General features: G+C 42.0%; 21 protein-coding genes. 4 read left to right on the forward strand and 17 right to left on the reverse strand.

All coding sequences use genetic code 11. From position 1 onward, the window contains the following. Positions 1–47: 47 nt before the first annotated feature. The 8 genes from AAGU76_RS07015 to AAGU76_RS07050 all read right to left on the reverse strand — a co-directional run bounded on the left by AAGU76_RS07015 (position 48) and on the right by AAGU76_RS07050 (position 6,921). Entirely contained in the window at positions 48–446 is a 399-nt protein-coding gene (locus AAGU76_RS07015) for a septum formation initiator family protein (RefSeq protein ID WP_342484761.1), read from the reverse strand. Beyond that, the gene (yabQ, locus tag AAGU76_RS07020) at positions 427–1,068 is read right to left on the reverse strand and encodes a spore cortex biosynthesis protein YabQ (protein ID WP_342484762.1); all 642 of its coding nucleotides are present in this window, start codon (positions 1,066–1,068) and stop codon (positions 427–429) included. Before yabQ ends, AAGU76_RS07015 begins: the two co-directional genes overlap by 20 nt. A gap of 3 nt (positions 1,069–1,071) precedes the next feature. Then, entirely contained in the window at positions 1,072–1,344 is a 273-nt protein-coding gene (yabP, locus tag AAGU76_RS07025) for a sporulation protein YabP (protein WP_342484763.1), read from the reverse strand. Between the two features lie 110 nt (positions 1,345–1,454). Further along, positions 1,455–1,757 (reverse strand): hypothetical protein, encoded by a 303-nt coding sequence (locus AAGU76_RS07030; protein WP_342484764.1) that lies wholly within the window; start codon positions 1,755–1,757, stop codon positions 1,455–1,457. Beyond that, positions 1,757–3,100 carry an acyclic terpene utilization AtuA family protein gene (locus AAGU76_RS07035; protein ID WP_342484765.1) on the reverse strand — a complete coding sequence of 448 codons (1,344 nt, stop codon included), beginning with the start codon at positions 3,098–3,100 and terminating at the stop codon, positions 1,757–1,759. Before AAGU76_RS07035 ends, AAGU76_RS07030 begins: the two co-directional genes overlap by 1 nt. Before the next feature lie 15 nt (positions 3,101–3,115). Next, complete coding sequence (locus tag AAGU76_RS07040; protein ID WP_342484766.1) at positions 3,116–4,414, reverse strand: citrate:proton symporter; 1,299 nt, start codon at positions 4,412–4,414, stop codon at positions 3,116–3,118. 480 nt (positions 4,415–4,894) lie between these two features. Beyond that, a complete protein-coding gene (locus tag AAGU76_RS07045) occupies positions 4,895–6,232 on the reverse strand; it encodes a sigma 54-interacting transcriptional regulator (protein ID WP_342484767.1) in 1,338 nt (445 codons plus the stop codon). A 215-nt stretch (positions 6,233–6,447) separates the two neighbouring features. Beyond that, positions 6,448–6,921, reverse strand: a complete 474-nt coding sequence (locus AAGU76_RS07050) for a competence protein ComK (protein ID WP_342484768.1) — start codon at positions 6,919–6,921, stop codon at positions 6,448–6,450. A gap of 162 nt (positions 6,922–7,083) precedes the next feature. Between AAGU76_RS07050 and AAGU76_RS07055 the strand changes: the two genes are divergently transcribed. Together AAGU76_RS07055 and AAGU76_RS07060 are read left to right on the forward strand one after the other, a co-directional pair. Beyond that, complete coding sequence (locus tag AAGU76_RS07055) at positions 7,084–7,656, forward strand: sigma-70 family RNA polymerase sigma factor (protein ID WP_342484769.1); 573 nt, start codon at positions 7,084–7,086, stop codon at positions 7,654–7,656. Between the two features lie 4 nt (positions 7,657–7,660). Then, positions 7,661–7,804: a YvrJ family protein gene (locus AAGU76_RS07060; RefSeq protein ID WP_342484770.1), complete on the forward strand. Its 144-nt coding sequence runs from the start codon at positions 7,661–7,663 to the stop codon at positions 7,802–7,804. Between the two features lie 45 nt (positions 7,805–7,849). On the opposite strand, the gene AAGU76_RS07065 is transcribed toward AAGU76_RS07060, so the two are convergent. The 6 genes from AAGU76_RS07065 to AAGU76_RS07090 form a co-directional block, all read right to left on the reverse strand. Further along, positions 7,850–8,401 (reverse strand): helix-turn-helix domain-containing protein, encoded by a 552-nt coding sequence (locus AAGU76_RS07065; protein WP_342484771.1) that lies wholly within the window; start codon positions 8,399–8,401, stop codon positions 7,850–7,852. Positions 8,402–8,448: 47 nt separating this feature from the next. Next, positions 8,449–9,432 (reverse strand): dipeptide ABC transporter ATP-binding protein, encoded by a 984-nt coding sequence (locus AAGU76_RS07070; protein ID WP_342484772.1) that lies wholly within the window; start codon positions 9,430–9,432, stop codon positions 8,449–8,451. Beyond that, a complete protein-coding gene (locus AAGU76_RS07075) occupies positions 9,419–10,429 on the reverse strand; it encodes an ABC transporter ATP-binding protein (RefSeq protein ID WP_342484773.1) in 1,011 nt (336 codons plus the stop codon). Before AAGU76_RS07075 ends, AAGU76_RS07070 begins: the two co-directional genes overlap by 14 nt. A gap of 13 nt (positions 10,430–10,442) precedes the next feature. Beyond that, positions 10,443–11,354: an ABC transporter permease gene (locus AAGU76_RS07080; RefSeq protein ID WP_342485699.1), complete on the reverse strand. Its 912-nt coding sequence runs from the start codon at positions 11,352–11,354 to the stop codon at positions 10,443–10,445. Positions 11,355–11,376: 22 nt separating this feature from the next. Further along, positions 11,377–12,303 (reverse strand): ABC transporter permease, encoded by a 927-nt coding sequence (locus tag AAGU76_RS07085; RefSeq protein WP_342484774.1) that lies wholly within the window; start codon positions 12,301–12,303, stop codon positions 11,377–11,379. A 78-nt stretch (positions 12,304–12,381) separates the two neighbouring features. Next, positions 12,382–14,025 carry an ABC transporter substrate-binding protein gene (locus AAGU76_RS07090; RefSeq protein WP_342484775.1) on the reverse strand — a complete coding sequence of 548 codons (1,644 nt, stop codon included), beginning with the start codon at positions 14,023–14,025 and terminating at the stop codon, positions 12,382–12,384. A gap of 365 nt (positions 14,026–14,390) precedes the next feature. Here AAGU76_RS07090 and AAGU76_RS07095 point away from each other — a divergent pair, with 365 nt between their 5' ends. Beyond that, the gene (locus AAGU76_RS07095; protein WP_342484776.1) at positions 14,391–15,296 is read left to right on the forward strand and encodes a DMT family transporter; all 906 of its coding nucleotides are present in this window, start codon (positions 14,391–14,393) and stop codon (positions 15,294–15,296) included. 76 nt (positions 15,297–15,372) lie between these two features. On the opposite strand, the gene AAGU76_RS07100 is transcribed toward AAGU76_RS07095, so the two are convergent. From AAGU76_RS07100 to AAGU76_RS07110, 3 genes are all read right to left on the reverse strand, one after another. Beyond that, on the reverse strand, positions 15,373–20,328 hold the full coding sequence (locus tag AAGU76_RS07100; RefSeq protein WP_342484777.1) for a GLUG motif-containing protein: 4,956 nt from the start codon (positions 20,326–20,328) through the stop codon (positions 15,373–15,375). Between the two features lie 56 nt (positions 20,329–20,384). Then, positions 20,385–20,882, reverse strand: coding sequence for a hypothetical protein (locus AAGU76_RS07105; RefSeq protein ID WP_342484778.1), 498 nt, complete (start codon positions 20,880–20,882; stop codon positions 20,385–20,387). Positions 20,883–21,021: 139 nt separating this feature from the next. Next, positions 21,022–22,458 carry a helix-turn-helix transcriptional regulator gene (locus AAGU76_RS07110; protein WP_342484779.1) on the reverse strand — a complete coding sequence of 479 codons (1,437 nt, stop codon included), beginning with the start codon at positions 22,456–22,458 and terminating at the stop codon, positions 21,022–21,024. A gap of 383 nt (positions 22,459–22,841) precedes the next feature. Here AAGU76_RS07110 and AAGU76_RS07115 point away from each other — a divergent pair, with 383 nt between their 5' ends. Beyond that, the gene (locus AAGU76_RS07115; RefSeq protein WP_342484780.1) at positions 22,842–23,681 is read left to right on the forward strand and encodes a cupin domain-containing protein; all 840 of its coding nucleotides are present in this window, start codon (positions 22,842–22,844) and stop codon (positions 23,679–23,681) included. The last annotated feature ends 33 nt before the right edge of the window (positions 23,682–23,714 follow it).

Consider the following 23,714-nt stretch of genomic DNA (forward strand, 5'->3'; position numbering starts at 1 on the left):
TAGCAAAAATGATTGTAAAATGCTGTCAAAATATGCTTATCCCATAATTAATCCTGAAGTTCCTGTTCAAAGCCTATTCCGCGTATAAGTTTGTTGTCATTTTTATTTTTATCAATGTAAATAGTTTCGTTGGGTTTAACCATCTTGTACTGGTCTCTGGCGATTTTTTCCACAAGCTCAAGCAGTGCTTCCTCGTCGCTCATTTTGGCAACGTCCTCCTTTAGCTCATTGACTTCTTTCTCTACATCTGCCTTAACCAGTTTACGCTGTTCGATTTCTCTGCCCAGATCTTTCAGCATCTGGTACTGGCAAAATGCCGTATATGCAAAATACATCACAAAAATCGAGAACAGAAAGTTTATTACATTGAATTTTCTTTTCTTTTTTACGGGAGCAGAAAGTTTTTGTTCAAGCTTCTGTTGCCTCTTAAGTTCCTTGATTTCCATTTCCTTTCTTCTGAAGTCGTCGTTGTTTATTTTTTTCTTCAGCTCGATAATCTTTGGATCCTCGTTCAATTGGCTTTCGCTCCTTTCTCCCTTTTGTCATCCGTTTGTTTAGTTTCCTTTTATTATACATCAATTTTCTGTTTTTGGAAATCTTTTTTAGCTTGAATTTGTAAAATTTCCACCTTTTTTTTGCATTATTCCTCATTTTTTCAAGCTTCACAACAATAGGATGCAGAAGGAGCCGAAGCTGTTTAATCACAAACCTGAAAGGCTCCACCAACATCCAAAAAATTTTCTTTATTGCCCCTAAAACAAAGCCTGTGACGAAAATTAAAAACTTAAGGACATAACGGCTTATTCCATAGAAATACAAGAGAGCACCCATTATAAAGCCAATAAGGATGAACAGTCTAACATTGCCGTAACTTAAATTAAAGATAATCCGGACGCTTACGTTTATGCTTATAATCCAGTAAATCAAGTCGCCGACTGCGGTTCCAAAAGTTCCTGTCCTGGCAAAATGCCTCACAAGCCTGTATGTGTCCCATAGAAAGCCAAGGAGCATGCCTGCCATGACAGAAACCATAAGCATGTATTCTTGAGTATAAGGTAAAAAATCCATGGCCTACTTAAACAGCTTCTTTACCAGACTTGTCTTTTCCTTCTGCCCCTCGTAGTCGGAGTAAACCATGGAATTGATCATCCCCTTTACCACAAGCTTGCCTTCATCCACATTGAGTTTGCTGATGTTAAGTTTCTGCCCCTTTATTGTCAGCTTACCCTTGGTCGTAATAAGAACGACAGTTTCATCGTTGAAGTTGTCGACTCCCTCCACTCCGGTAACATTAAGCATCTCTTTATTTTCAAGCACAAGGCTTTGAACAGATTTCTCGTCCATATATTTCCCCCTATATACAATTATAGTAGATTATATGATAAAGGATTAGATTATATGAATTTGAATAGCAATAAACAAAAAGGACATTGCAAAAGCAATATCCCCGTACTTTAATCAATCTCTATATCCAGCAGGTAGGAACTCAATGATTTGCCATGTTTGTCAATGGCCAACGACCTTGTTACACCGCCGCCCAGCGCATCATACATGACAAAGTTCATTGCACCCAGCTGCGGCAGTTCATATCTTACCACTTCGCCCTTGACAATGTCCTTGAACCACTTTTTTACCACCTCGGCAGTTACCTTTTCCTTAAGGAGTTCAAAATCCTTGATGTCATAAGCAATCAGGGACACGTTAGATATGTTTCCCTTATCTCCGGTTCTGGAGTGTGCTATTTCCCATAGTTTCATTACAATACCTCCCTGTAGATAACTTTTGCCTCAACATCTGTTCTTGGTATCAATATTGAAGCCACAGAAACAATGTCGCTTACGGATTTTGTTGCACCGCCTCCGCCTGCAGGACCATTGGTATACAATGTTTCTACTTCGTTTCCGATCTGGACCGCATCATATTTTGTCCTGGTTCTTGCAGCAACTCTTAGTCTGACTTCTTCCGGAGTGTTGTATGTTCTTAAGCTGTCCTTAAATATTCCGTTTATGCCGATGAAGTCAATCCTCAGTTCATCAAATTTCACACCGGTCAGTTCAAGTCTCTTCTCAACAATTTCTGCCGCTAGCCTTGCTCTTTCCAGGCATCCCGGCCCTCCATAGGACATTTCGCCTTCTCCGATGAAACAGTCCTTGTATCCAAGGCTCACCTTCAAGGTGTCAGTTTTTTCCCTGCCTGTTGCGCCTTTTGCTTCAACAGTATCCTTGGCAATATTTTCAAAGGTCACTTTGGAGAAGTCTGCAACACAGTCCGGAGTGAAATATTGTTCAGGATTGTGTATTTCATAAATCATCTGCTCTGTGCAGGTGTCTTTGGTAACCATTCCTCCGGAGCCTTCCACCTTAGTCACTATAAAGTCGCCGTTTTCGCAGGCTTCAATAATTGGAAATCCCAGGTCCCACAGCCGTTCAACATCTTTTTTGCCCGGCTCTGCATAATAACCGCCAGTTACCTGCCCGCCGCATTCAAGCAAATGGCCTATGAGCGTTCCTTTGCCCATGAGGTCGTAGTTGTTTATGTCCCAGTTAAACTCATGCACCAGTGGAGCCAGAAACAATGCGGGATCTGATACCCTTCCTGTTACCACAATATCCGCACCGTTTTTTAGAGCCTTTACTATACCGTCAATTCCCATGTAAACATTGGCAGAAACAACTTCTCCCTCCAGCTCCCTGAGGGATTTGCCTGTTTCCCAAACATTTACATCCATATATTTGTCGAGCTTTTCGAATACGTCATCGCCGAAGACTGCTGCAACCTTCAGACCCTTAAGACCTTTTTCCTCTGCCATTCTGCAGATCACTTCGGCAGCGCTTTGCGGATTTGCAGCTCCCATGTTCGTAATAACTTTTACCTTGTTCTTGTACGCCAAGGGCAGCACCTTGTCCATCCTGTATTCCAGAAGACCGTTGTATCCTTTTTCAGGGTTCATAAGCTTTAGCTGCTGAGCAATGGCAATTGTTCTTTCTGCCAGGCATTCAAAGCCTATGTAATCCAGTCTGCCTTTTTCCATCAGTTCCAAAGCAGGTTCAAGTCTGTCGCCTGCATATCCGGCTCCGCTTCCGATTCTGATTCTCTTCATTTCATTTCCTCCAATTTATATTGTGATAATACCCATAACCATGGATACAGCCAGCATTACCACTGTTACCAGGAATGCATAGGGTATGGTTTTTTTCTGATGTTCTCCCAGGTCTATTCCTGCCAATCCTACCAGCAAAAATGTCGCTGCAGTCAACGGACTTATGGGAAAACCAGTTGTCATCTGACCAAGAATGGCTGCACGTCCCACCATCACAGGATCCACTCCGAACTGACCTGCAGCGTTTGACAGTACAGGCAGCACTCCGAAGTAGAATGAATCAGGATCAAACAGCAAGCTTAATGGCATGGAAAGCAATCCGGTAATGGCAGGGATAAATCTTCCCATGCCTGTCGGGACCAGTCCCACTATCACTTCTGACATGGCTGTTATCATTCCGGTTTCCTTCATAATTCCTGTAAAGGCACCTGCTGCAAACAATACGCTGGCCATCATCAAGGCTTCCTTCGCATGATCATCCACGCGCTGTCTCTGCTCCTTCACGCTTGGATAGTTGATTACCAGAGCAAGGCAGAATGCAAACATGAACACTACCTGTGGAGGCAGGACATTTGAAATCATTGTTCCGATAGCCGCCACTATCAACAGAATATTTACACCAAACAGTCTTGGTCTTTTTAAGCTGAGTTTATTCTCATCCACAGCAGTTTCAACGCTGCTTACATTTTCAACTGCCATGTTTCCAATTCTTGTTTTTTCTTTTTTGCCAAGGAATGCAGCAATTGCCAGAACGGTCAATATTCCTGCCAATACAGGTATGAGCATGGGGTTGAACAGGTCAGTTACAGGCACATTCAAGGATGTGGCTGCTCTCAGCGTCGGTCCTCCCCACGGAACGATGTTCATTGTACCTGCTGCCAGAGCTACCACCGTAGCTAGAGTAATTCTGCTCATTCCCAGAGCATCGTATAAAGGCATAACCGCCGGTATAGTTACCAGGAAGGTTACTGCCCCTGATCCGTCCAGATGAACTATCATGGCCAATATAGCTGTGCCGACAGTTATTTTTACCGGATCCTTTCCTACCGCTTTTATAATTTTGTCAATAATCGGGTCAAATGTTCCGGCATCGCTTAAAATACCGAAAAACAATATGGCAAATATGAACATGACTCCTGTTGGTGCTATTGTCTTGATTCCGCTGGTTATAAATGTACCAACCTCAAACCCAAATCCTCCAATTACAGCCATTACCGTCGGTATGGCTATCAAGGCAACTATCGGTGTCAACTTTTTGCTCATCACCGCTGCCAGTAAAACAATTACTGATAAAAAACCTAAAAGAGCTAACATAAAATTCCTCCATAATATTTTTTATACAATTATCTTGTACGTTATGTTATTAGCAAAAGGCATGCCAACTTTAATCACTGCAAAGTCAATGTTTTTCTAAACGGTTTTCTAAAATTTTAGAATTAATTCCGTCACTGTTAATGTATTGTCAGTCCTTTTGTTAAAGTTCTGTCATTTTGCGTTATTCTAAGTTTTTAGAAATAATTCCCGCAATTCTAAAATTTTAGAATTAATTAATTCTTGTTAGGGCATCGCAGTTTCGTTCACCGATTTTGAATTACCGGCAATCAGCCAAAACAGGGTTCACAGTCTCGCAGCACAAATTTGCCTGCTCCTTGCGTCGCACAAATTTGGTGCTCGTTGCGGCTGACTTACCTGCAATTTGTACTTCGCTGCCGCTCGAACAAATTGGGTCAAGTCATGCAGGGCATACAAAAACCGGCCATACGCCGGTTCAGTTTGAATTAAAAACATCCTTATTTATTTCAGCTTGTTGTAAAGGGACGCCAGGGAGATTCCCAAAGCGCTTGCTGCTTTTCTCTTCCCTTCCGTGTCGCTGCCGTATAATTTCAGAGCCTTGTTAATCTCAATTTTCTCTGTTTCACTGATTGCCTGTTCAAGCCTTTTCACCTTTATGCTGCCGGACTGCGCTGATTGCTGCAATCTCGTAGGAAGATGATTTTCTTCTATTATGTTGTCATCCATCACATTGACAGAAAATTCAATAACATTTTTAAGCTCGCGTATGTTTCCCGGCCAGTCATAACCCAGAAGCATTTCTTCTGATTTCCTGCTTAAGGATATATCCTTTTTCAGATCATTTTTGTGTGTCTTCAGGAAGTGATTTGCTATTGGAAGAATATCTGATTTTCTTTCCCTCAGAGCAGGTATGTTCAACGGAAACACGGAAATCCTGTAATACAGGTCCTGTCTGAACCTTCCTTCCTTTACAAGTTCCTCCAGGTTCTTGTTTGTTGCTGCTATCACTCTTACATCAATATTGGTTTCATGTACGCTGCCTATACGTCTTACCGAATGTTCCTGCAGTGTCCTCAAAAGCTTAGCCTGAACTTCCAAATCGATTTCAGATATTTCATCAAGAAAAATCGTACCGTTATTGGCAGCTTCGAACAATCCCATTTTTCCTTCCCGTCTGGCTCCTGTAAATGACCCTTCCTCATATCCGAAAAGTTCGCTTTCCAACAAACTTCCCTGAAAAGATGCGCAGTTCACGGCAATAAACGGGCCGTCATTTCTGAATGATTCATTGTGCACTGCCTGAGCATAAAGTTCCTTTCCTGTGCCGCTTTCTCCATAGATCAGAACCGTAGTGTTCTTTTTTGATATTTTATGTATTACTTCCTTTATCTCAAGTGACCTGGCATCTTTGGATATTATGTCATCGATGCTGTACTTTGCCTTTTGAATGGCCTTCATTCTGTTCTCAAGAGTTTTCACCTTAGACTTATACTTGTCTATATCCTGATACAGCTTATATACATCATCAATCCTTCCCACAACCGAAATGGCTCCAATCAATTCCGTACCTTCAAATATAGGGGACATATTGACAGTGTACTGGATGCCGTATTCTTCACGCAAGGCACCTGCAATTGGCTGCCGGGTCAGCAATACATTGTGCAGCCTTGAACCCGGTCGTACCTCTCTTAATCGTTTACCAACAATCTCTGAATACTTTACTTTGGTTATGTTAGTGTAAGCCTGGTTGACATACTTAACAATTTCATCCGTGTCAATGATTAAAATTCCATCATAAAGAGAATCAAAGAAAGACATAACCCAACTGTTTATTTCCATACCGTTCACCTTAGTTATAATTAATACAATTATACTAAATCACACTTTAAAATACAACAGAAGAATATCCATGAGCATATGGAGATCCTTCGCTGATGCTCAGGATGACGAAATTAAGGATTTTTGCAAAGCAAAAATCCCTCCATTAATTCTTAATTCTTAACTCTTCATTCTTAATTTTTTACTCTTCATTCTTAATTCTTAACTCTTAATTCTTAATTGTTTTTCTTGTGTTTCTCCTTGTATACTTCCCTTGCCAGCCGGGCACCGAGCATGCTTTTTTTTACAGACCTGACACTTTGTCTTGTCTGAATCGTCCTGCCGGACTTCAGCACTATGGCAGCTGTTCCTTCCTTTTCAAATACCTGTTCTATTGCGTTTAAATCCACAAAACCGCAGGCAGCATCGTGTTTGAACATGGGCTCTCTCACGTTTACGTATATATACACAAGATTTTCATTTATGACTACCGGAACCTTGTTTGTGATGCCCAACTCGTCTCCATAGTTGACACGGTTGTGATACAGGCTCAGATTGTAGTAATCGGCCAGATTTTTTATGCAGGTTTCAATTGTGGCACTTCTGATGAATGTCGAGCCGGATGTTATTATTTCCGTGCAGTTTCCTACATCTTTCACATACACGGGAAGCATGGCCTCAACTTCGTTGAATTTTATATTGTTTTCCATAAAACACATATCCTTTTGATTTAAATAGCCTTGAACTTGTAACGGTTCCAATTTGAAGAAACACTTTTGTTTCCGTCGCCTAAAGACAACATTCCTGATTTTTATGTCCGCTTCTGATAGTATATAATGAAGAAAATAAATGAAACGAAAGGTGCGGAAAAAATGGATTCCTTCATTAATCATATTATTCAGGAATCTCTGAATGGGGACAAGAAATCCCAGGAAATTTTACTGGAAAGGCTCCGGCCTCTCATATACAAGAACATTTACAGGTACTTCAAGCCATGGGACATATCAGCAGAAGACATGGTCCAGGAAGGATATGCCGAAATACTGCAATCACTGAAAAGCTTTGATTCAGGTCGAAACGTGCACTTCCTTCATTACGTCAAAACAAGGCTTACTTACCTGTACAGGAATCAGTACAGAAAAGCAAGGAGATTGAAAAGAGAAACAAGCCTTTCCTCTCTGATAGGCGACAGCCTTCAGTTGGAGCATGTATTGGGAAGCTGCACATGCGTAGTGGAAGAATACATCCTAAAGGAAGAAAAAGCAGAGCTTTCAAGGTGTCTACGTCAACTTTCAAAAAAGGAACAGGAAATTGTCAGCATGTATTACTGCACGGGACTGAGCATGGTAGCTATTTCAAGTAGGTTAGGCATAAAATACTCCACTGTATCAGCAATAAAAAGCAGGGCTCTGAGAAAACTCAGGGCAAAACTACACCGGAGGTGAAAATATGGAAGATCTCATAAACATGATCGGAAACTTCGGCTTTCCCATCGCAGTTACAGCATACCTGCTGGTGCGCATAGAGTCAAAACTTTCGCAGCTTACGGAATCCATTCATGAGCTTACTACCGCAATCAAAAGCATGCGTTGATAAATCTTCTAAAAAAAGCAACAGGGGAACTTCATCCCCTGTTGCTTACCAAGTATATGGCTGCTCAGCCCATATTGAAATGCATTCTGTTTCACCTTCGTTTAAGTAGCAATGGGGAATTGTGCTGTCAAACTGTATGCTGTCCCCTTCCTGAAGGCAATATTTGTTCTGGTTGACAATTACAGTCAATGTTCCTTGAATAACGATGCCGCACTCTTCTCCCGGATGCGATACAGGATCGTTATTCCTGTCAATTCCGGGATATATGACAACCTTAATCAGTTCTATCTGTCGTCTGCCTTTAGGCGTCAAAAGTTCAATGTACCCTCTGTTGTTGCTTCTTTTAATTTTTTTGTGCTCACCTTTTTTGCATAGGACAATGCTGTCTTCCAAGCCTTCTTCTCCGAAAAAATACGAAACGCTCTGTCCCAGGGCTCTTGCAATTTTAGCTAATACAACAGCCGAAGGAATCACCGTATTTCTTTCAATCTGGCTTATCATTCCATTGCTGACGCCTGATTTCTCTGATAGTTCAGCAATGCTTAATTTTTTTGCCTTCCTTACTTCTCTTATTTTTGTACCGAAATCATAATTCAAGGCTCTCAACTCCTCCTGCAATTTGTTTTATTGCTCGGTATCTTTCCCTAAACCATATGACACGCCACTTGCCTGTTGTCAGCTATTTTCATTTCCGGTTCCTTTTCCCTGCATATGTCCTTTGCATATGGGCATCTGGTATTGAATCTGCAGCCTGCCGGCGGATTCACAGGGCTTGGTATCTCTCCCTGAAGCAGCTGCCTGTTTTCTTTTCTCAAAAAAGGGTCAGGTTTTGGTACGGCATCAATAAGAAATTTCGTATACGGATGCAGAGGGTTTGTAAAAATATCTTCCGTCCTTCCCGTTTCGCACACCTTTCCCAGAAACATGACGCAGACACGGTCAGAAATGTATCTGACTACGCTCAGGTCATGGCTTATAAATAAATACGTAAGATGAAATTCATCCTGCAGATTATGCAGCAGGTTTAAAATCTGGGATTGTATTGACACATCCAAAGCCGATACCGGCTCATCGCACACAATGAGCTTGGGCTGAAGCGCCAGCGCTCTGGCTATTCCGATTCTTTGACGCTGTCCTCCGCTGAACTGATGTGGGTACCGGTTTATGAATTCCGGGCGGATGCCAACCTTCTGCATTAGCTCTGCCACCTTTTCCCTGGTTTCAGCCTTTGAATCGTATACTCTGTGAGTGGTAAGTGGTTCAGCAATTATTCTTAATACATTCATTCGAGGATTGATCGATGCGTACGGATCCTGAAAAATTATCTGCATCTTCTTCCTCATTTCACGCATCTGGTGGCTTTTCAGCTCATTTATGTTCATATCCTCAAATTTCACATGGCCGGAAGTGGGCTCAATTAGTCTTAAAAGAAGCCTTCCCAGAGTGCTTTTGCCGCAGCCTGACTCTCCCACCAGCGCAAATGTCTCGCCTTCCATTATCTGTATGCTTACGTTTGAAACAGCGTGAACCACAGATTTGTTTTTCGCTAAAAAGCCTCCGCCCGGTATGTCAAATTCCTTTACAAGATTCACTGCTTCAACAAGTACTTTATTGTTAGGGTTGCTCATCTTCCTTCACCTCACTGTTCTCATGCAAAAAACATCTTACATAATGTCCTTCATCCCCATATTCCGACTTTACCCTATAAAGCGGAGGTTCCTGCTCGAAACATCTGGGCATGGCTTTTTCACAGCGGGGACAGAATCGGCACCCTTTTGGCAGCCTCATGAGATTTGGAACCATTCCCCTTATGTTGTACAGTTGCTGTTTTTGCGCCGTAATTTTAGGAATGGATTTCATGAGTCCGTCAGTATACTGATGTGCCGTGTTTTTAAAAAGCTCAAAAGCATTTGCCTGCTCCATGATTTTTCCGGCATACATTACATACACGTAATCGCATATCTCAGCCACCACACCCAGGTTGTGAGTGATCAGCAGGATTGATGTTCCTCTCTCCTTCTGCAGATTCTTCATGAGCGATAAAATCTGAGCTTCTATGGTAACATCAAGTGCAGTTGTGGGCTCATCAGCAATCATCAGCTTTGGGTTGCACACCATTGCCATGCCTATCATGACTCTCTGGCGAAGTCCCCCTGACAGCTGGTGAGGATATGAGTAAAATCTCTTTTCAGGCTCCGGTATGCCGACGGCACGGAATATTTCCAGTGTTTTCTCTTTTGCCTCCTCCCTGCTCTTTTCACGGTGATGTATTGTAATAGCTTCAGTGACCTGCTTCCCTACTGTGTACACCGGATTGAGGGCAGTCATGGGTTCCTGAAAAATCATCGAAATCTTGTCTCCACGTACGTTGCGCATCTGTTCCTTCGAATACTTAAGCAGATTTTCACCCTGAAGCACTATTTTGCCATCAGTTATTTTTCCCGGCTTCTGGATAAGCTGCATTACCGACATGGCAGTCATGCTTTTTCCGCATCCCGATTCCCCTACAATTCCCACAACAGACCCTTTGGATATGGTAATGGATACGCCGTCTACTGCCGGCACGATTCCCTTTTTTGTAAAAAATTGTGTTTTAAGATTGCTGATATTCAGTAGTTCTTCCATTCTCACACTCCTCCTATTCCTTCATATAAGGATCTATAGCATCCCGCAGGCCATCCCCGAGAAAGTTAAATGCCAACACAATTATTAAAATTGCAATGCCTGGAGCAATGGCAATCCATGGTTCGCTGAAAAGCCACTGCTTTCCGTTGACTACCATAAGACCCCAGCTTGAGGCAGGAGGCTGAGCCCCAATACCCAAAAAGCTCAGGCTTGATTCCGAAAGAATGGAACCGGGTATGTTCATAGTGAATAGCACTATCAGCGATGGAAGGCAGTTAGGCAGTATATGCCTCAGCATAATCACTGATTTCTTCACTCCGATTGATACTGCTGCTTCCACAAACTCCTTTTCTTTGATGGACAATGTCTGTGACCGTACTACGCGGGCTGTACCTGCCCAACTTACCACACTGAGCGCAATAAAGATATTTATCAAGCTTGCACCGAGTGTATACATTACGACCATGGCCAAAAGCAAAGATGGGAAAGCAAGCATTATGTCAGCCAGTCTCATTATGATGAAATCCGTCTTTTTACCAAAAAATCCGGCTATGAGACCCAGGATGGTTCCGATGACCATTGAGATGGAGGTTGGCACAAGGCCGATAACCAGTGAAATCCTTGACCCATAAATGATTCTGGAAAACACATCCCTTCCCAGCTCGTCCGTACCTAGAATGTGACTGCTGCTGGGTGCAGCCCGTACATTCTGGTAGTCCTGGACAGTTGGATCGTGAGGCGCTATATATGGTGCAAACACGGCGCAGAATATAAATACCAGTATCACTATCAGCGAAACTGCTGCCAGCTTGTTTTGTCTTATCATATTGGTGATTTTATCCCAGGTGCTGTCCGAATCGGCTATTTCTGATTCCGCGCTGTCATATTTTTTTCTTAATTCTTCGACCTTTTCTTTTTCCGTCATTGCGTTATCCATATGCTCACCCCTATTCCACTCTTATTCTCGGATCGATGACAGAATACAAAATGTCTGCCACAAGGTTTCCTATAATGATAAGAACCGTTGTAAACACAACCGTACCCTGAAGCAGCGGCATGTCCCTGTTTTGAATGGCGTTTACGGCCAATCTTCCAATACCGGGAATACCGAACACGCTTTCTGTTATGACAGCACCGGAAAGAAGGCTGGCAACCTGTATAGCCATAACTGTAACCACGGGAAGCATGGCATTCTTAAGGGCATGTCCCACAACGACGCTGTTTTCTTTCAGCCCCTTAGCCCTGGCTGTACGCACAAAGTCATTTTTCATTATCTCCAATAAGCTTGACCTAGTAAGACGAGCTATGGTTCCGGCCGAGCTCCATCCCAAAACAACTGCGGGCATCAGCAGGTGCTTCCATGTCTCATATCCGGACACGGGAAGCAGCTTCATTCTGAATGCAAGCACGTACTGCAGCATCAATGCAGCCCAGAATACAGGCATTGAAACTCCCAAAAGCGAAAAAGACATAAAGAAACGGTCTGTGAACGAATTCTGCTTCACTGCCGAAACAATTCCTGCAGGTATACCTATTATCCAGGCAATTAAGGCTGCAAAGACGGAAAGCCTGACTGTATGAGGAAATGCATTGAGTATTAGGCTTGTGACATTTCTGTTAAGTTTGTATGAAACACCGAAATCACCCCTCACGGCATCTTTCATATAACGGAAGAACCTGACCATAACCGGGTCATCCAGTCCCATCTGTTCTCTCATCCTCTCGATTAGTTCAGGTTTAATGTGTTCCTTCATCATCAGGGTGATGGGATCTCCCGGCACCACGTTAAGCAGCAAAAATATTATCAGCATTACACCCACGAGCACCGGTACCGCTATTACTATGCGCTTGATGATATAATTGATTGTCTTCATTATAAGCCTCCTGTTCTATTAATGCGCGAAACAAGATAAGTAAGGCTATGCCTCACTTATCCCGTAAATTATAATATTTTATTTAGCCGGTGCCTTTGAGTTGTCTATGGACATATTATAATACATGTTTCCTGACCAGCCGTTCCACATTACAACGTAATTCTGAATCCTGGGATTCACAACGAAGATATGCTGTTTCGAATACATCGGCACCCAGGCTGCATCTTCCTGAATTATCTGTTTTTCCAGCTGCCTGTATAATTCCACTCTCTCATCGGGATCCGTCATTGCTCTGGCTTCAACAATTTTTTGTGAAGCCTGTTCATTGTTATAGTTGAAAGAACGTTTAATTGTATTCTGCGGAGCAAAGAATGTATAGAAGAAATTATCCGGATCGTTGAAGTCCGCTGACCAGCTTGTTGTATAGGATCCCAGAAGACCTTCGGCCCTTGTGGCGTACCAGGAAGCCTGGTCCATCTGTATGATGTTTGCCTTGATGCCAACCTTGGCAAGCATTGACTGAACCATTTCATTCAGCTGCAAAGTCTGCGGGTTGTCTGTTACCATGCAGATATCCATTTCAAATCCGTCAGGCAGTCCTGCTTCAGCCATCAAAGCTTTGGCTGCATCGGGATCGTACTTTATTTCAGGAAGGTCAGGATTATGTCCTATAAGTCCAGGAGGCATTATTCCGCTTTGAACCGTTCCTCTGCCGTTGTACAGCGTGTCAAGAAGCTGCTGCTTGTCTATGGACATCTGGAAGGCCTTTCTCACTCGCACGTCATCGAAGGGCTCGATTTTCTCATTGATGCTGTAGTAGTAAATGCCAACGCGATTTCCTATTTTAAGCCAGTCTTTGTACTTTTCGCTTTCTGCGAAATAAGCAATCTGTGACGGCGCATTGTCACAGTCAAACTCATCTATCTCTCCGTTCTCAAACATCATTCTCTGCGTATCGGCATCCTTTACGGTCTTCCAGTTAACAGCATCAAGTGCCGGTCTTCCCTTCCAGTAACCGTCAAAGGCATCTATTTGAGTTTCACTGTTCAACTCCCACTTTGAAAGCTTGAAAGGACCTGTTCCGCAGGTTGTTTCAGGGGTCAGCCCGAATTGATCTCCTGCCGCTTCAGTAAACTTGCGATTATAAATAGAGACACCCGGTGTGGCTATGTTGGCCAAAAAAGGAGCAAACGGACTTTCCAGAGTGACTTTAATGGTATAGTCATCAACAACTTCAAGACCTGCCAGCTTGTCGGTTTTCTCCTCCATCATGTCTGTGGCACCTTTGATTGCTGTTATGAAGTCCTGGTTGAGAGCATTTGTTTCAGGCTTCAGCATTCTTTCAAACGTGTAAACTATATCATCAGCCTTAAACTCTTCTCCGTTGTGGAACTTAACTCCCTTTCTCAGGTGGAAAGTATACACAAGACCGTCGTCTGAAATCTCCCAGCTTTCGGCAAGACCCGGAACTAGTGCAGAACTTCCGTCAGTATTGGTTGCGGTTTCAACGAGCCTCTCATAGATATTCAGTCCTATGGTATAATATTCCGTTGTTTTCTGCACATCACAGGTGTTTTGTTCATCATTGGTCACAAGCCTAAAAACGTTATCCCCTGCAGCAGGCTTTGAAGATGCTACATCTGCTTTTCCTCCGCAGCCTGCAAGAAACATTGTTGCAACCATGGCTATTGCCAGCAATAATGACACTTTTCTCTTTTTCATAATCCCCTATCCTTTCTTTTTATGTTATTTTTTGGTAATATTAAATATATTATATATTAAAATTAGATTTAGTCAATATATTAAACAAATAAATTAATTTATTAATAATTATAAGCCTTGCTGGCGGACATCATTTAGAATCTATATATTATATTGTATTAACAACTTCGGTGAACTTGACAACTTTTTACTATTATTTGGGACAAATTGTCGTTATAAGCTGACCGTTAGAGAAAACGTTCCAATAATAAAAAAGCCAAAATTCAGTGGCTATATTTTTCATTCTATGATAAAATGTCATTAATGAATATTTTTCACAACTACAATAAAAATACATATGAATTATTTATTTTGGGGGAAAAGACATGAAGACTAAAGAAGCAAGATCTGTTCTTATTTTGCTGTTGACAGCTGCAATATGGGGATTTGCGTTTGTGGCCCAGAGAGTCGGTATGCAGCATGTGGGTGCCTTCACCTTCAACGGAGTAAGATTCGCTTTGGGAAGCATATCATTGCTGCCGGTTATATATTTCTTCGGCAGAAAGAACAAGGATGCTCAAACAGAACAAGCAGATACAAAGACTACATTCAAATCAGGTATAATTGCAGGAAGCGTCCTGTTCATAGCAGCGTCACTGCAGCAGATAGGACTGATTTACACAACTGCAGGCAAGGCAGGATTCATCACAAGCCTTTATATCGTCTTGGTGCCTATCATAGGAATTTTGTTCAAGCAGAAAACACACATGAAAACTTGGATTGGAGCATTGACTGCGGCAGTTGGTCTGTATTTTTTAAGCATCAACGAAAGCTTCACCATCGAGTTCGGAGACCTGTTGGTTTTAATCGGAGCAATTTTCTGGGCATGCCACATACTGGTAATAGACAAGTTTGTAAAGAACGTGGATGCCATAAAGCTCTCAAGCATACAGTTTGCCACCTGTTCAGTGTTCAGCCTTATTACGGCATTCCTGTATGAAGATGTGAACATTTTAGGAATTTCAAATGCGCTGGTGCCCATACTTTACGGAGGAATCATGTCAGCTGGAGTTGCCTACACTCTCCAGGCTGTGGGACAAAAGCATGCAAAGCCGTCACATGCTGCCATAGCCCTGAGCATGGAATCGGTGTTTGCGGCCATAGGGGGACTGATTATGCTGAACGAGATCATGCCTCTTCGAGGTTACTTCGGATGTGTTCTTATGTTTTTGGGAATGCTGATTGCGCAGTCCGAGAACATGGGCAGTGAAAAAATTGAAGATTTAAGTTAAAAGCTAAAACGGCTTCCATTTAGGATAGCCGTTTTTTTGCATTCTTTTTCACCAGAATCTGATTACATCAAAGACATTATTCATCTGGTCCGATTATACTTTGTATCTGTTTTTGGGAAAGAACACCGTCATATATGCGTGCATCATCGATTGTGCCTCTGAACCACTGAACTCCCCAATCTTGCAAGTGTCCTATTGCGGCAGTGATATCCTCATTTGTCTTCAGATTGATGAAAGTGCCGTGATTGTCACTCTTAGCAAGCGAACCGTCTATATATATTTTTGTGTTTATTCCATCATATGTTCCGGCTACATGGTACCACTGGTTCAAATTCAAAGTTTCCATAGATGTGGAAACCCTGGCGCCGCCTGCACTGTAAGGAGCGATTGCTTCCATTCTAAGCCTACAGTCAGGAGTTATCTGCAATCGGTAAGCAAAACCTGTGGCTCCCAATCCTTTTTCTGCCGAAAAAATCGGAGCTGCCGATCCGTCGGTCCCTGTTATGTAAATCCATGCGCTTAAAGTTATTTTCTCCGGTTTAATCGTATCCGGTATATCAACCCATTTGTTTACGCCGAATTCAAGAGCCTTGTTCTCAGCTGACTCCCTGTCGTAGGTCCATGTTGATCCTTGAAGTGTGCCGTGGTTGTTATTTCCCGAGCCGTCCGATGCTGTTGTTCCTGTTCCTTCATCAAAAGACCAGAGTCCCAAAAGAGTTGGGCTTTCAATGGGTGCAGCAGGTACGTTTTCCGTCTGCCACTGGAAATAAGGATACGATGCAGGGTCAGAGTCTATTATCCATATGCCCGTTGCCTCTGTAAAATCCCAGCCAATGAAGTTGCCTTGATCAGTCATTTCTTCGGTTGTAAGAGGGACGCCCTTTCCTGTATCATTTTGTTCGGTAGTTATTCTGTCATAATAACAGTTAAATACAGACTCAGGTCTGACGGAACCTCCATGCAATCCTCCTCTGTCAAAAGAGGCAGTGGCAACCAAGCCGGCAGCATAGCTGTTTGTGATGGTTCCATATGAGTAATCAAGATAACCCACAAGGCCGCCTATATAATGAGTACCTGCTGCTGATCCTGTTGCGTAGGTGTTCTCAATAGTACCGGACGAATTTCCCACTAGGCCTCCGACTTTATCAACACCTGATACGTCGCCTTTAGCAAAACATTTTTGGACCAAGGCGCTGTTGTATCCCACTAATCCGCCTACGTCAGTATGTCCGGTTACATTTCCTTCGGCATGGCAGTTTACGACGCTGCTTAAATAGGTGTTTTCACCTATGAGGCCGCCAGCATAGTATCCCTGGTAGCCTTCATAGTCAGATATGCTGCTTACGTTTCCTGTTGCGTAACATCCGGACACAGTACCCTGCCAGTTTTCACCTGCCAATCCTCCTACAGACTCGTGTCCTGTAACTTGGCCTGTTGCATAGGAATTTTCTATGGTTCCGCTGCTGTTGTAACCAACCAGACCTCCGGCTCCTTCAAGCTCATATTGATCAGCATTCAAGTAAGTCACATCCGCCTCGCTGAAACTGTCACCGATGTATCCGTCAAAGCCTGAAGAAGCGTTACCGTAATTGTATGCCACCAGACCGCCTGCATACTCGTAATCCGCCCTGACCATACCAGTTGTTGAGCAGTCTGTTATAGTACCTGAGTTCTGCCCCACAAGACCGCCTGCATACATATCCTCGCACATAATATTCACCGATTCGGCGCTGCATCCAGAAATTTCACCAGCACTGTACGCAGCCAAGGCTCCTATGTACTCATCTGCGTATATTTCAGTCCCAATCAGATGGACGTCTATAATGGTTGCTCCTGATACTAAGTAACCGAAAAGCCCCTGGTAGTAAGCATTAGGTCTGTTGATCCAAAGTCCTGTAATTGAGAACTCATTGCCGTCATAGCTGCCGGCAAAAGGCTTGCTGCTTGTTCCTATGGGAACCCATCCTTCCCCTGAATTGTATCCGGCTTTGTCTGCAGCAAGATATTCAGTCAAATCAATATTTGCAGTCTGGAGAAAATATGACTCCGGATAATATCTCACCTTATCAAGCTGCTCAGCCGTTGCAACCCTGAAAGGATCTGCTTGTGTTCCGGCTCCACCCGCAAAATCTGGCACGTGGTCATAACTCTGCCATCTCAGGAACGGATAGCCGTTGTTTTCATAGGCATTGTGTCCCCATATGTTCTGAAAATCAAAATTCTTGTATGTGAATAATTTTTTCATATTATCAACAGTTCTTTCATAGAAGCCGTTATAATCGTAATCATTGTCCCAAACCGATGCATTGTAAATTCTGCTGGATACCAGACTGGAACTGTAGTTGTACAGTCCGTAATAATGGTGATACGGATAGTACTCATTGTATTCGCTTTTTTCAGCCACACAGTATCCGTTTTCTATGGTCAAACTTGAATATTTCCCTACAAGGCCTCCGATGTAGTTATTTCCGTCAATAATTCCGCAATAGTACACGTCACTTATTGTGCCGGTAGCCTCTCCTGCTACTCCTCCGATTGTTTCGTTTCCTGATATATTGCCTGCTGCATAGCTTTCTTCTATGGTGCTGTTAAATGATAATCCTACCAGACCTCCGACGATATTTACACCTGTTACATCAGCCAAAGAAAAACTCTTTGATACAACAGACGAATTTGTCCTTCCTACCAATCCTCCCGTATAGTTTGGTGTTCCGGTGCTGTCAATCGTCAGGACCTGGCCTTCTGTGCTGCAGCCTTCAATGAGTGCGCTATATGTAGCACCGCTGCTTTGCGCCACTAGTCCGCCAAGGTTTCCTGTTCCTGTGATTGTACCCTCTGATGATGAATTCGTAATCTGTCCTCCGTCCTGAAAAGCTGCCAGCCCTGCCGTCCACATATTTCCTGTAACATCGACATTTACCATAATGACATTTTTTATGACTGCATTGGAGATATACCCGAACATACCCTGATACATTTCATTGCGGTTTATTGTGAGATTGTTGATTACAAAACCGTTTCCGTCATAGCTTCCGGTGAATCTTTTGTCCGAATCAAATCCTCCGATTGGAACCCATCCTTCTCCTTCATTGTAACCGTCACCACCTTCAGAAAGATAGTCCTGCAGATCGATATCTGCTATCTGTATGAAATGAGCATCCTGATAATTTCTAACATTGTCAAGATGATATGCTGTGGCAATTTGATACGGGTTTTCTTCCGTACCTGCGCCCCCTGCAAAATCTGAATTCATTATCGTATAAACCGCTGTCAAAACATAGCTGTTTTCCATACCGCTTTTTACAGCAATCGCCTTAATGGTCGTATTCCCGTTAATAGCTATTGGGGTCGAATACTCCCCGCTTTCGCTTGTTGGCGTGCTTCCATCCGTTGTATAATGAATCGCAGCTCCCGTGGTTGTAGTTGTCAATGCAACTGTGGTTCCGATTTCAACTTCTCCGGGTTGTGGATTGGCTGTAGGAGTTGCTGCCTTATTTAAGGCTGTAGTATATGCAGCAGTCAGAACATCGCTGTTCTTCATGCCTGTTTTGATTGCTATGGCTTTTATCACCGTGTCTCCAGTTATGGATATGGCTTCAGCGTACAGTGCGCTATAGGCTGTTGGCGTGGATCCGTCTGTTGTATAATATATAGCGGCACCGGAGGTGGTTGTTGCCAATACAACTGTGGTTCCGATTTCGACTTCTCCTGCCTGTGGATTGGCTGTAGGGGTTGCTGCCTTAAGAGTTACCCCTTTGCTGTTTGAACTGCGGGGCGTTTCCAGCCTGGTTATAACCGTAGTTCCCGGGGTTACTGTCTTGCCTGCTGCAGTTACGTTGCCGGCATTTTCTGCAGCGGTTACTGCAGTGTCCATTGTTTCCACAGAAACATTGTTTGCGTACACCAGAACTTCGTCAACGTTTCCTTCCCCTTTAACACTGGCTCCGTTTCCATTGACGGTAACCGTTTCAATGTAAGAACCCTCTTTTACAATAAGTATTGAATTGTTTCCTTCAATCAATGCATTCTCAATACTTGCTTCCGTAGCTGTAACTGTGATATCATTTGATGAAATTATTACAGATTCGTAATTACCTTCAACAATTACGTCATCATAACCATCGATAATTACAGTTCCTATTTCTGTTCCGTCTTCCGAACAGATGCGGACCTTGCCGTTGACTTTTGCAATTATTATAGAATTTATGGAGGAATCACCCTTGACTATGATGGAGTTTGGTCCTCCACCCCGCACTACCATTCGCCCTGTAATATCCACATTGTCGAGTGTAACGCTGCCTTCACCGACTCCGTCTCCGATTATAAGATCACCTTTTACAACAACATTTTTAAGTGTTGCTCCGGGTGCGTTAATCATTACGTTTCCTGAAGCTATGTCTGTATATGTGCCTGCTTCCTTTATGTATTGTTTAATCAGGTTATCCATCATCTGTGCAAATTCAGCTCTTGTAATATATGCTTTTGGATTAAGCATGCCATCGGAGCCGGCAACATAACCGGCTTCTGTAAGAGATGCCGTTTCTTCCGCAGCCCATTTGCTCACCATTTCTCTATCCGCAAATCTGTTGAGAATTTCGGTAGATCCTCCTGATAATTTAAAGGCTCTTGCTATAACTGCAAATGCCTCTTCTCTTGTAATATTCTTATCAGGCTCAAGGAGACCGCCGTTTCCCATAAATGTTCCCATTTGAACAGCCTTTGCCATATCACCGTAGTACCATGACGATATTGGAACATCCTTGTAGTCCTTTAAAGCTGCTTGTTCAGCAGCTCCAAAAGCTCGATTTATGATTGCTGCCATTTGAGCCCTTGTAAGATAATCGTTTGGATGTATCTTTCCGTCGTCTCCCTTCAGCAGACCGTTTAATACGGCATTTTGTATTGCTGCACGGGACCAGTTTTCCGGCATATCGGAAAGCATGTTTGTCTCCATTGCAAAAACAGGCAACGGAATCATGGTTATGATCATTGCCAAGGTAAGTAAAATTGCTAATCTTCTTTTATTTTTCATGTTACCTCCTCTTAATATTTAAATAGCTGCTGGTTATGGTCAGCTATAAATTTCAATTACTTTATTACCGGGGTAATTCCTGTTTCGTAGCGAAAGCGTTTCAATATCACCTGTTGTTCTAAATTGCTGATGTTGCCGTGAAGAATGCATACCTGCCTATCTTTTTTCTTTACGGAATAGTTTATGCAGATATACTCATTGTCTATTTCAATGTCTTTAAGGCTAATATTTTTCATGTTGTATTTTATGACCTTTGAATCCAACAGAATTCCGAAGCAGGAAATATGAATCTCCAAATTTTCACCATTATCATCATTCATTAACGCAAATGGTATCCTGATGATCGTGTTATCTACAATAAGCTTTGCGTCCTCATAGTCTCTGAATTGCTTAACCAGCAGAAATAAAAGAAGAATTGCCGCTGACTCAAATACCAAAAAAACAACACCGTCAGTATTATTTAATGATACTTCATTAAGAAAAGAAATCATAACCAAAAGCCAGATACAGATTACAGCTTCAAGCATAAGAATTCTTTTTCTTATTGTGCCCATGACAATTCTTCCTCCACCTTTATTCATATGAAACAAAGTATCATTTCTCACATAAAAAGTCATCACCATTAATTAATGATTTGCATTAAAAAACATCACCCATAAAGGGTGATGTTCAAAATACTGCAAACTAGACAGATTATCTGTCAGCATATTCATCTGCCAGCAGTTTAATAAGTTCTGCCTTGCTGTTTATGTTAAGCTTAGAATATATGTTCTTTATGTGGGTCTTTACAGTATTCTCACTTAAAAACAATTCTTCCGCAACCATTTTATAAGTTCTTCCTTTAAGCAGAAGCTCTACAATTTCGCTTTCCCTGTCTGTGAGATTTCCAATTACAGTGACATTTCTTTTCGCTGACAGACGCTGTTCCTGTGTCATATCCGAAATAATAGTAAGAAATGCATGATTTTTCAACAGCATCAAAAGCTGTTTGTGCAGCACCGGAAGGATTATAAGTATTATAAATATAATGACCAGAGCTGCTATTGATGTATTGCTTTTTACAGAACTTGTTTTAATCAGCAAATTTCCCAGAACCCCACCCAGCAAGACTCCTAGAACATTGGCTGAAAGACCTGCTCCCATGATTTTAGAAGGATTATCATGAAACTCAAGCATTTCGCCAAGTATGCTCCACCAAAACAGATCATACACTCCAAAAGCACCAAGAATCAAAGTGTCAACTGTCAGATAATTTATCAGTGTATTACCAAATGTCATAAATGCGATAAAAGCAAATCCTATCATTGCAATTCCAACAATAAGAATGTATGATCTGTTGATTGAGCCCGGTACATTCTTCATTATGTAAATGGCAGCTATATAAGGAATTGCCCAATACCAGCTTGTCAGCCATTCAAAATTGCTGAAAGCTGGGTTTATGACTCTGTACATCAAGCCTGAATTTACAGTTATTACCACTATGAATATACACAAAAGGCCAAGGGGTTTTTCCAGACTTGAATTTTCCTGACTTTTATAACCATCAGAAACACAAGCTGACTTGCTTTCTTCAACTTTAAGATTAGATATAAAAAACACTCCTATCCCAAGAATTGCTACAGAAATGAATATACCCGCATAAACCGATATTTTTATGGATGTCACATTGATGGCAATCATCAATAAATTGCTGTAAATCAATGAATCTGCGGCGGTTATCATTCGCATGTTTCTGGGAGTGTATTTTTTGAAATAATAACTCCAAGCTGAAACACAGCATCCCATAAGAAAAGAACTCACTGCAAGAAATACAGCCCAAAACGCTGACGGCGGAAATAACAGGACAAATGAACCTGCCATACAGAACAAAACAGTGACCACCATTGTCGTTTTAACGCCTTTCAATGAGCTTACAAACATTCCCGAACTTAGGAGCCCCAAAAAGTGAAATATTACGGAAGCAAACATCATGTTATGCGGATTAAAGTCATATTCAGCTGCCAAAGCATATAGAGACTGACCTTCAAAAGGGAATGCCAACAGCCAAGAAAAAAGCAATGCAAAAACAACAACAGACAAATTTCTGTCATCAATCGATGAAAATAAATACTTACTGATTTTACTAACCACCTGTTTGCCCCTTGCTTAAAATTCATGAAATAACAATACAAAGTATATAATCAATATTGCTACAATTATATTATATCTTTTTGCTGTTAACAATATATTTTAATTTATTGTAACGTTTTTTCCTGTTCATTATTTTAAATATCAAATAGCCCTTAAGATACGTCAACCTTAAATATTGTTAGCAATTTAACTTGTCTCATGGATATTTTTTTAAAATTACCTGATTTAAAATTTTTCATGTTTGCCTTTATATCAAGGAAAATCAGATATATATTTCCTATGTTTTTTATTTTATTTTATATTGTTGTGCAAATTATTTTGCTATTGAAATTTTGTCCAGTTTAGTATAATATTAATTTAACAAATATAGAAAGGATAAACTCATGACTGATTATAATGAAAGCCAAAAGGCCTACGACGCTGAACAGATTGGCTTTAACATCAGTGACGTTGCAAAAATAGTAGGTGTGGTTCCTGCAACCATACGGAACTGGGAAAAAGCCGGCCTCATAGTGTCAAAAAGGAAAGGCAACAATTACAGATTTTATGACTTCCATGACATAGAGCTTCTGAAAAAAATACGTGAGTATTCCAACACTAAAAACATGAGCATTGCAATGATCAAGCAGCTTATGTCCAAGGAACTGGCATCCCGTTCTTCTCAGCAGAAAAAATACTGCAAGGAGCTTTATCACAGCAAACTCAAAAATTACAGGGAAAATGAAGGGTACACGCTTGAAGAAGTCAGCCAGGCAGTTGGTATATCACCTTCATACTTAAGCCGCATCGAAAACGGAAGGACCGGTGTATCATTTGATATTCTGGATAAGCTTGCAACCTTTTACGGGGAAAGCACCATACGCTTTTTTGACATTACAAGCGAAGTTGAAAGGGAGCTTGTCAGAAAGGGAACCGGCATCAATATCCTTACAGGTCTTGAAGGCATCAGCATACAGTCCCTTATTGACAGCAATGAGACTACCTTTGACTCCATGCGCTTTACAATAAGTCCGGGTTGCGGTGACTTCAAATCTCACAGCCACCACAGCGGAGAAGAATTCATTTACGTCTTGTCAGGCAGACTTTTGGTCGTATTGGATGATTTGAACGAATTTGTTCTTAAGGAAGGAGATTCCATCCACTTTAAGTCCACCAGGTCCCATAAGTGGAGAAATCCGGGAAGCAGGGCTGCAGAAGTGCTTTGGGTTCATTCTTACATTTAATGGTGTTAATAAAAAAAGGTTCCGGCAAAAAGT

This window comes from Sedimentibacter sp. (genome assembly GCF_038562225.1).
GTDB lineage: Bacteria > Bacillota > Clostridia > Tissierellales > Sedimentibacteraceae > Sedimentibacter.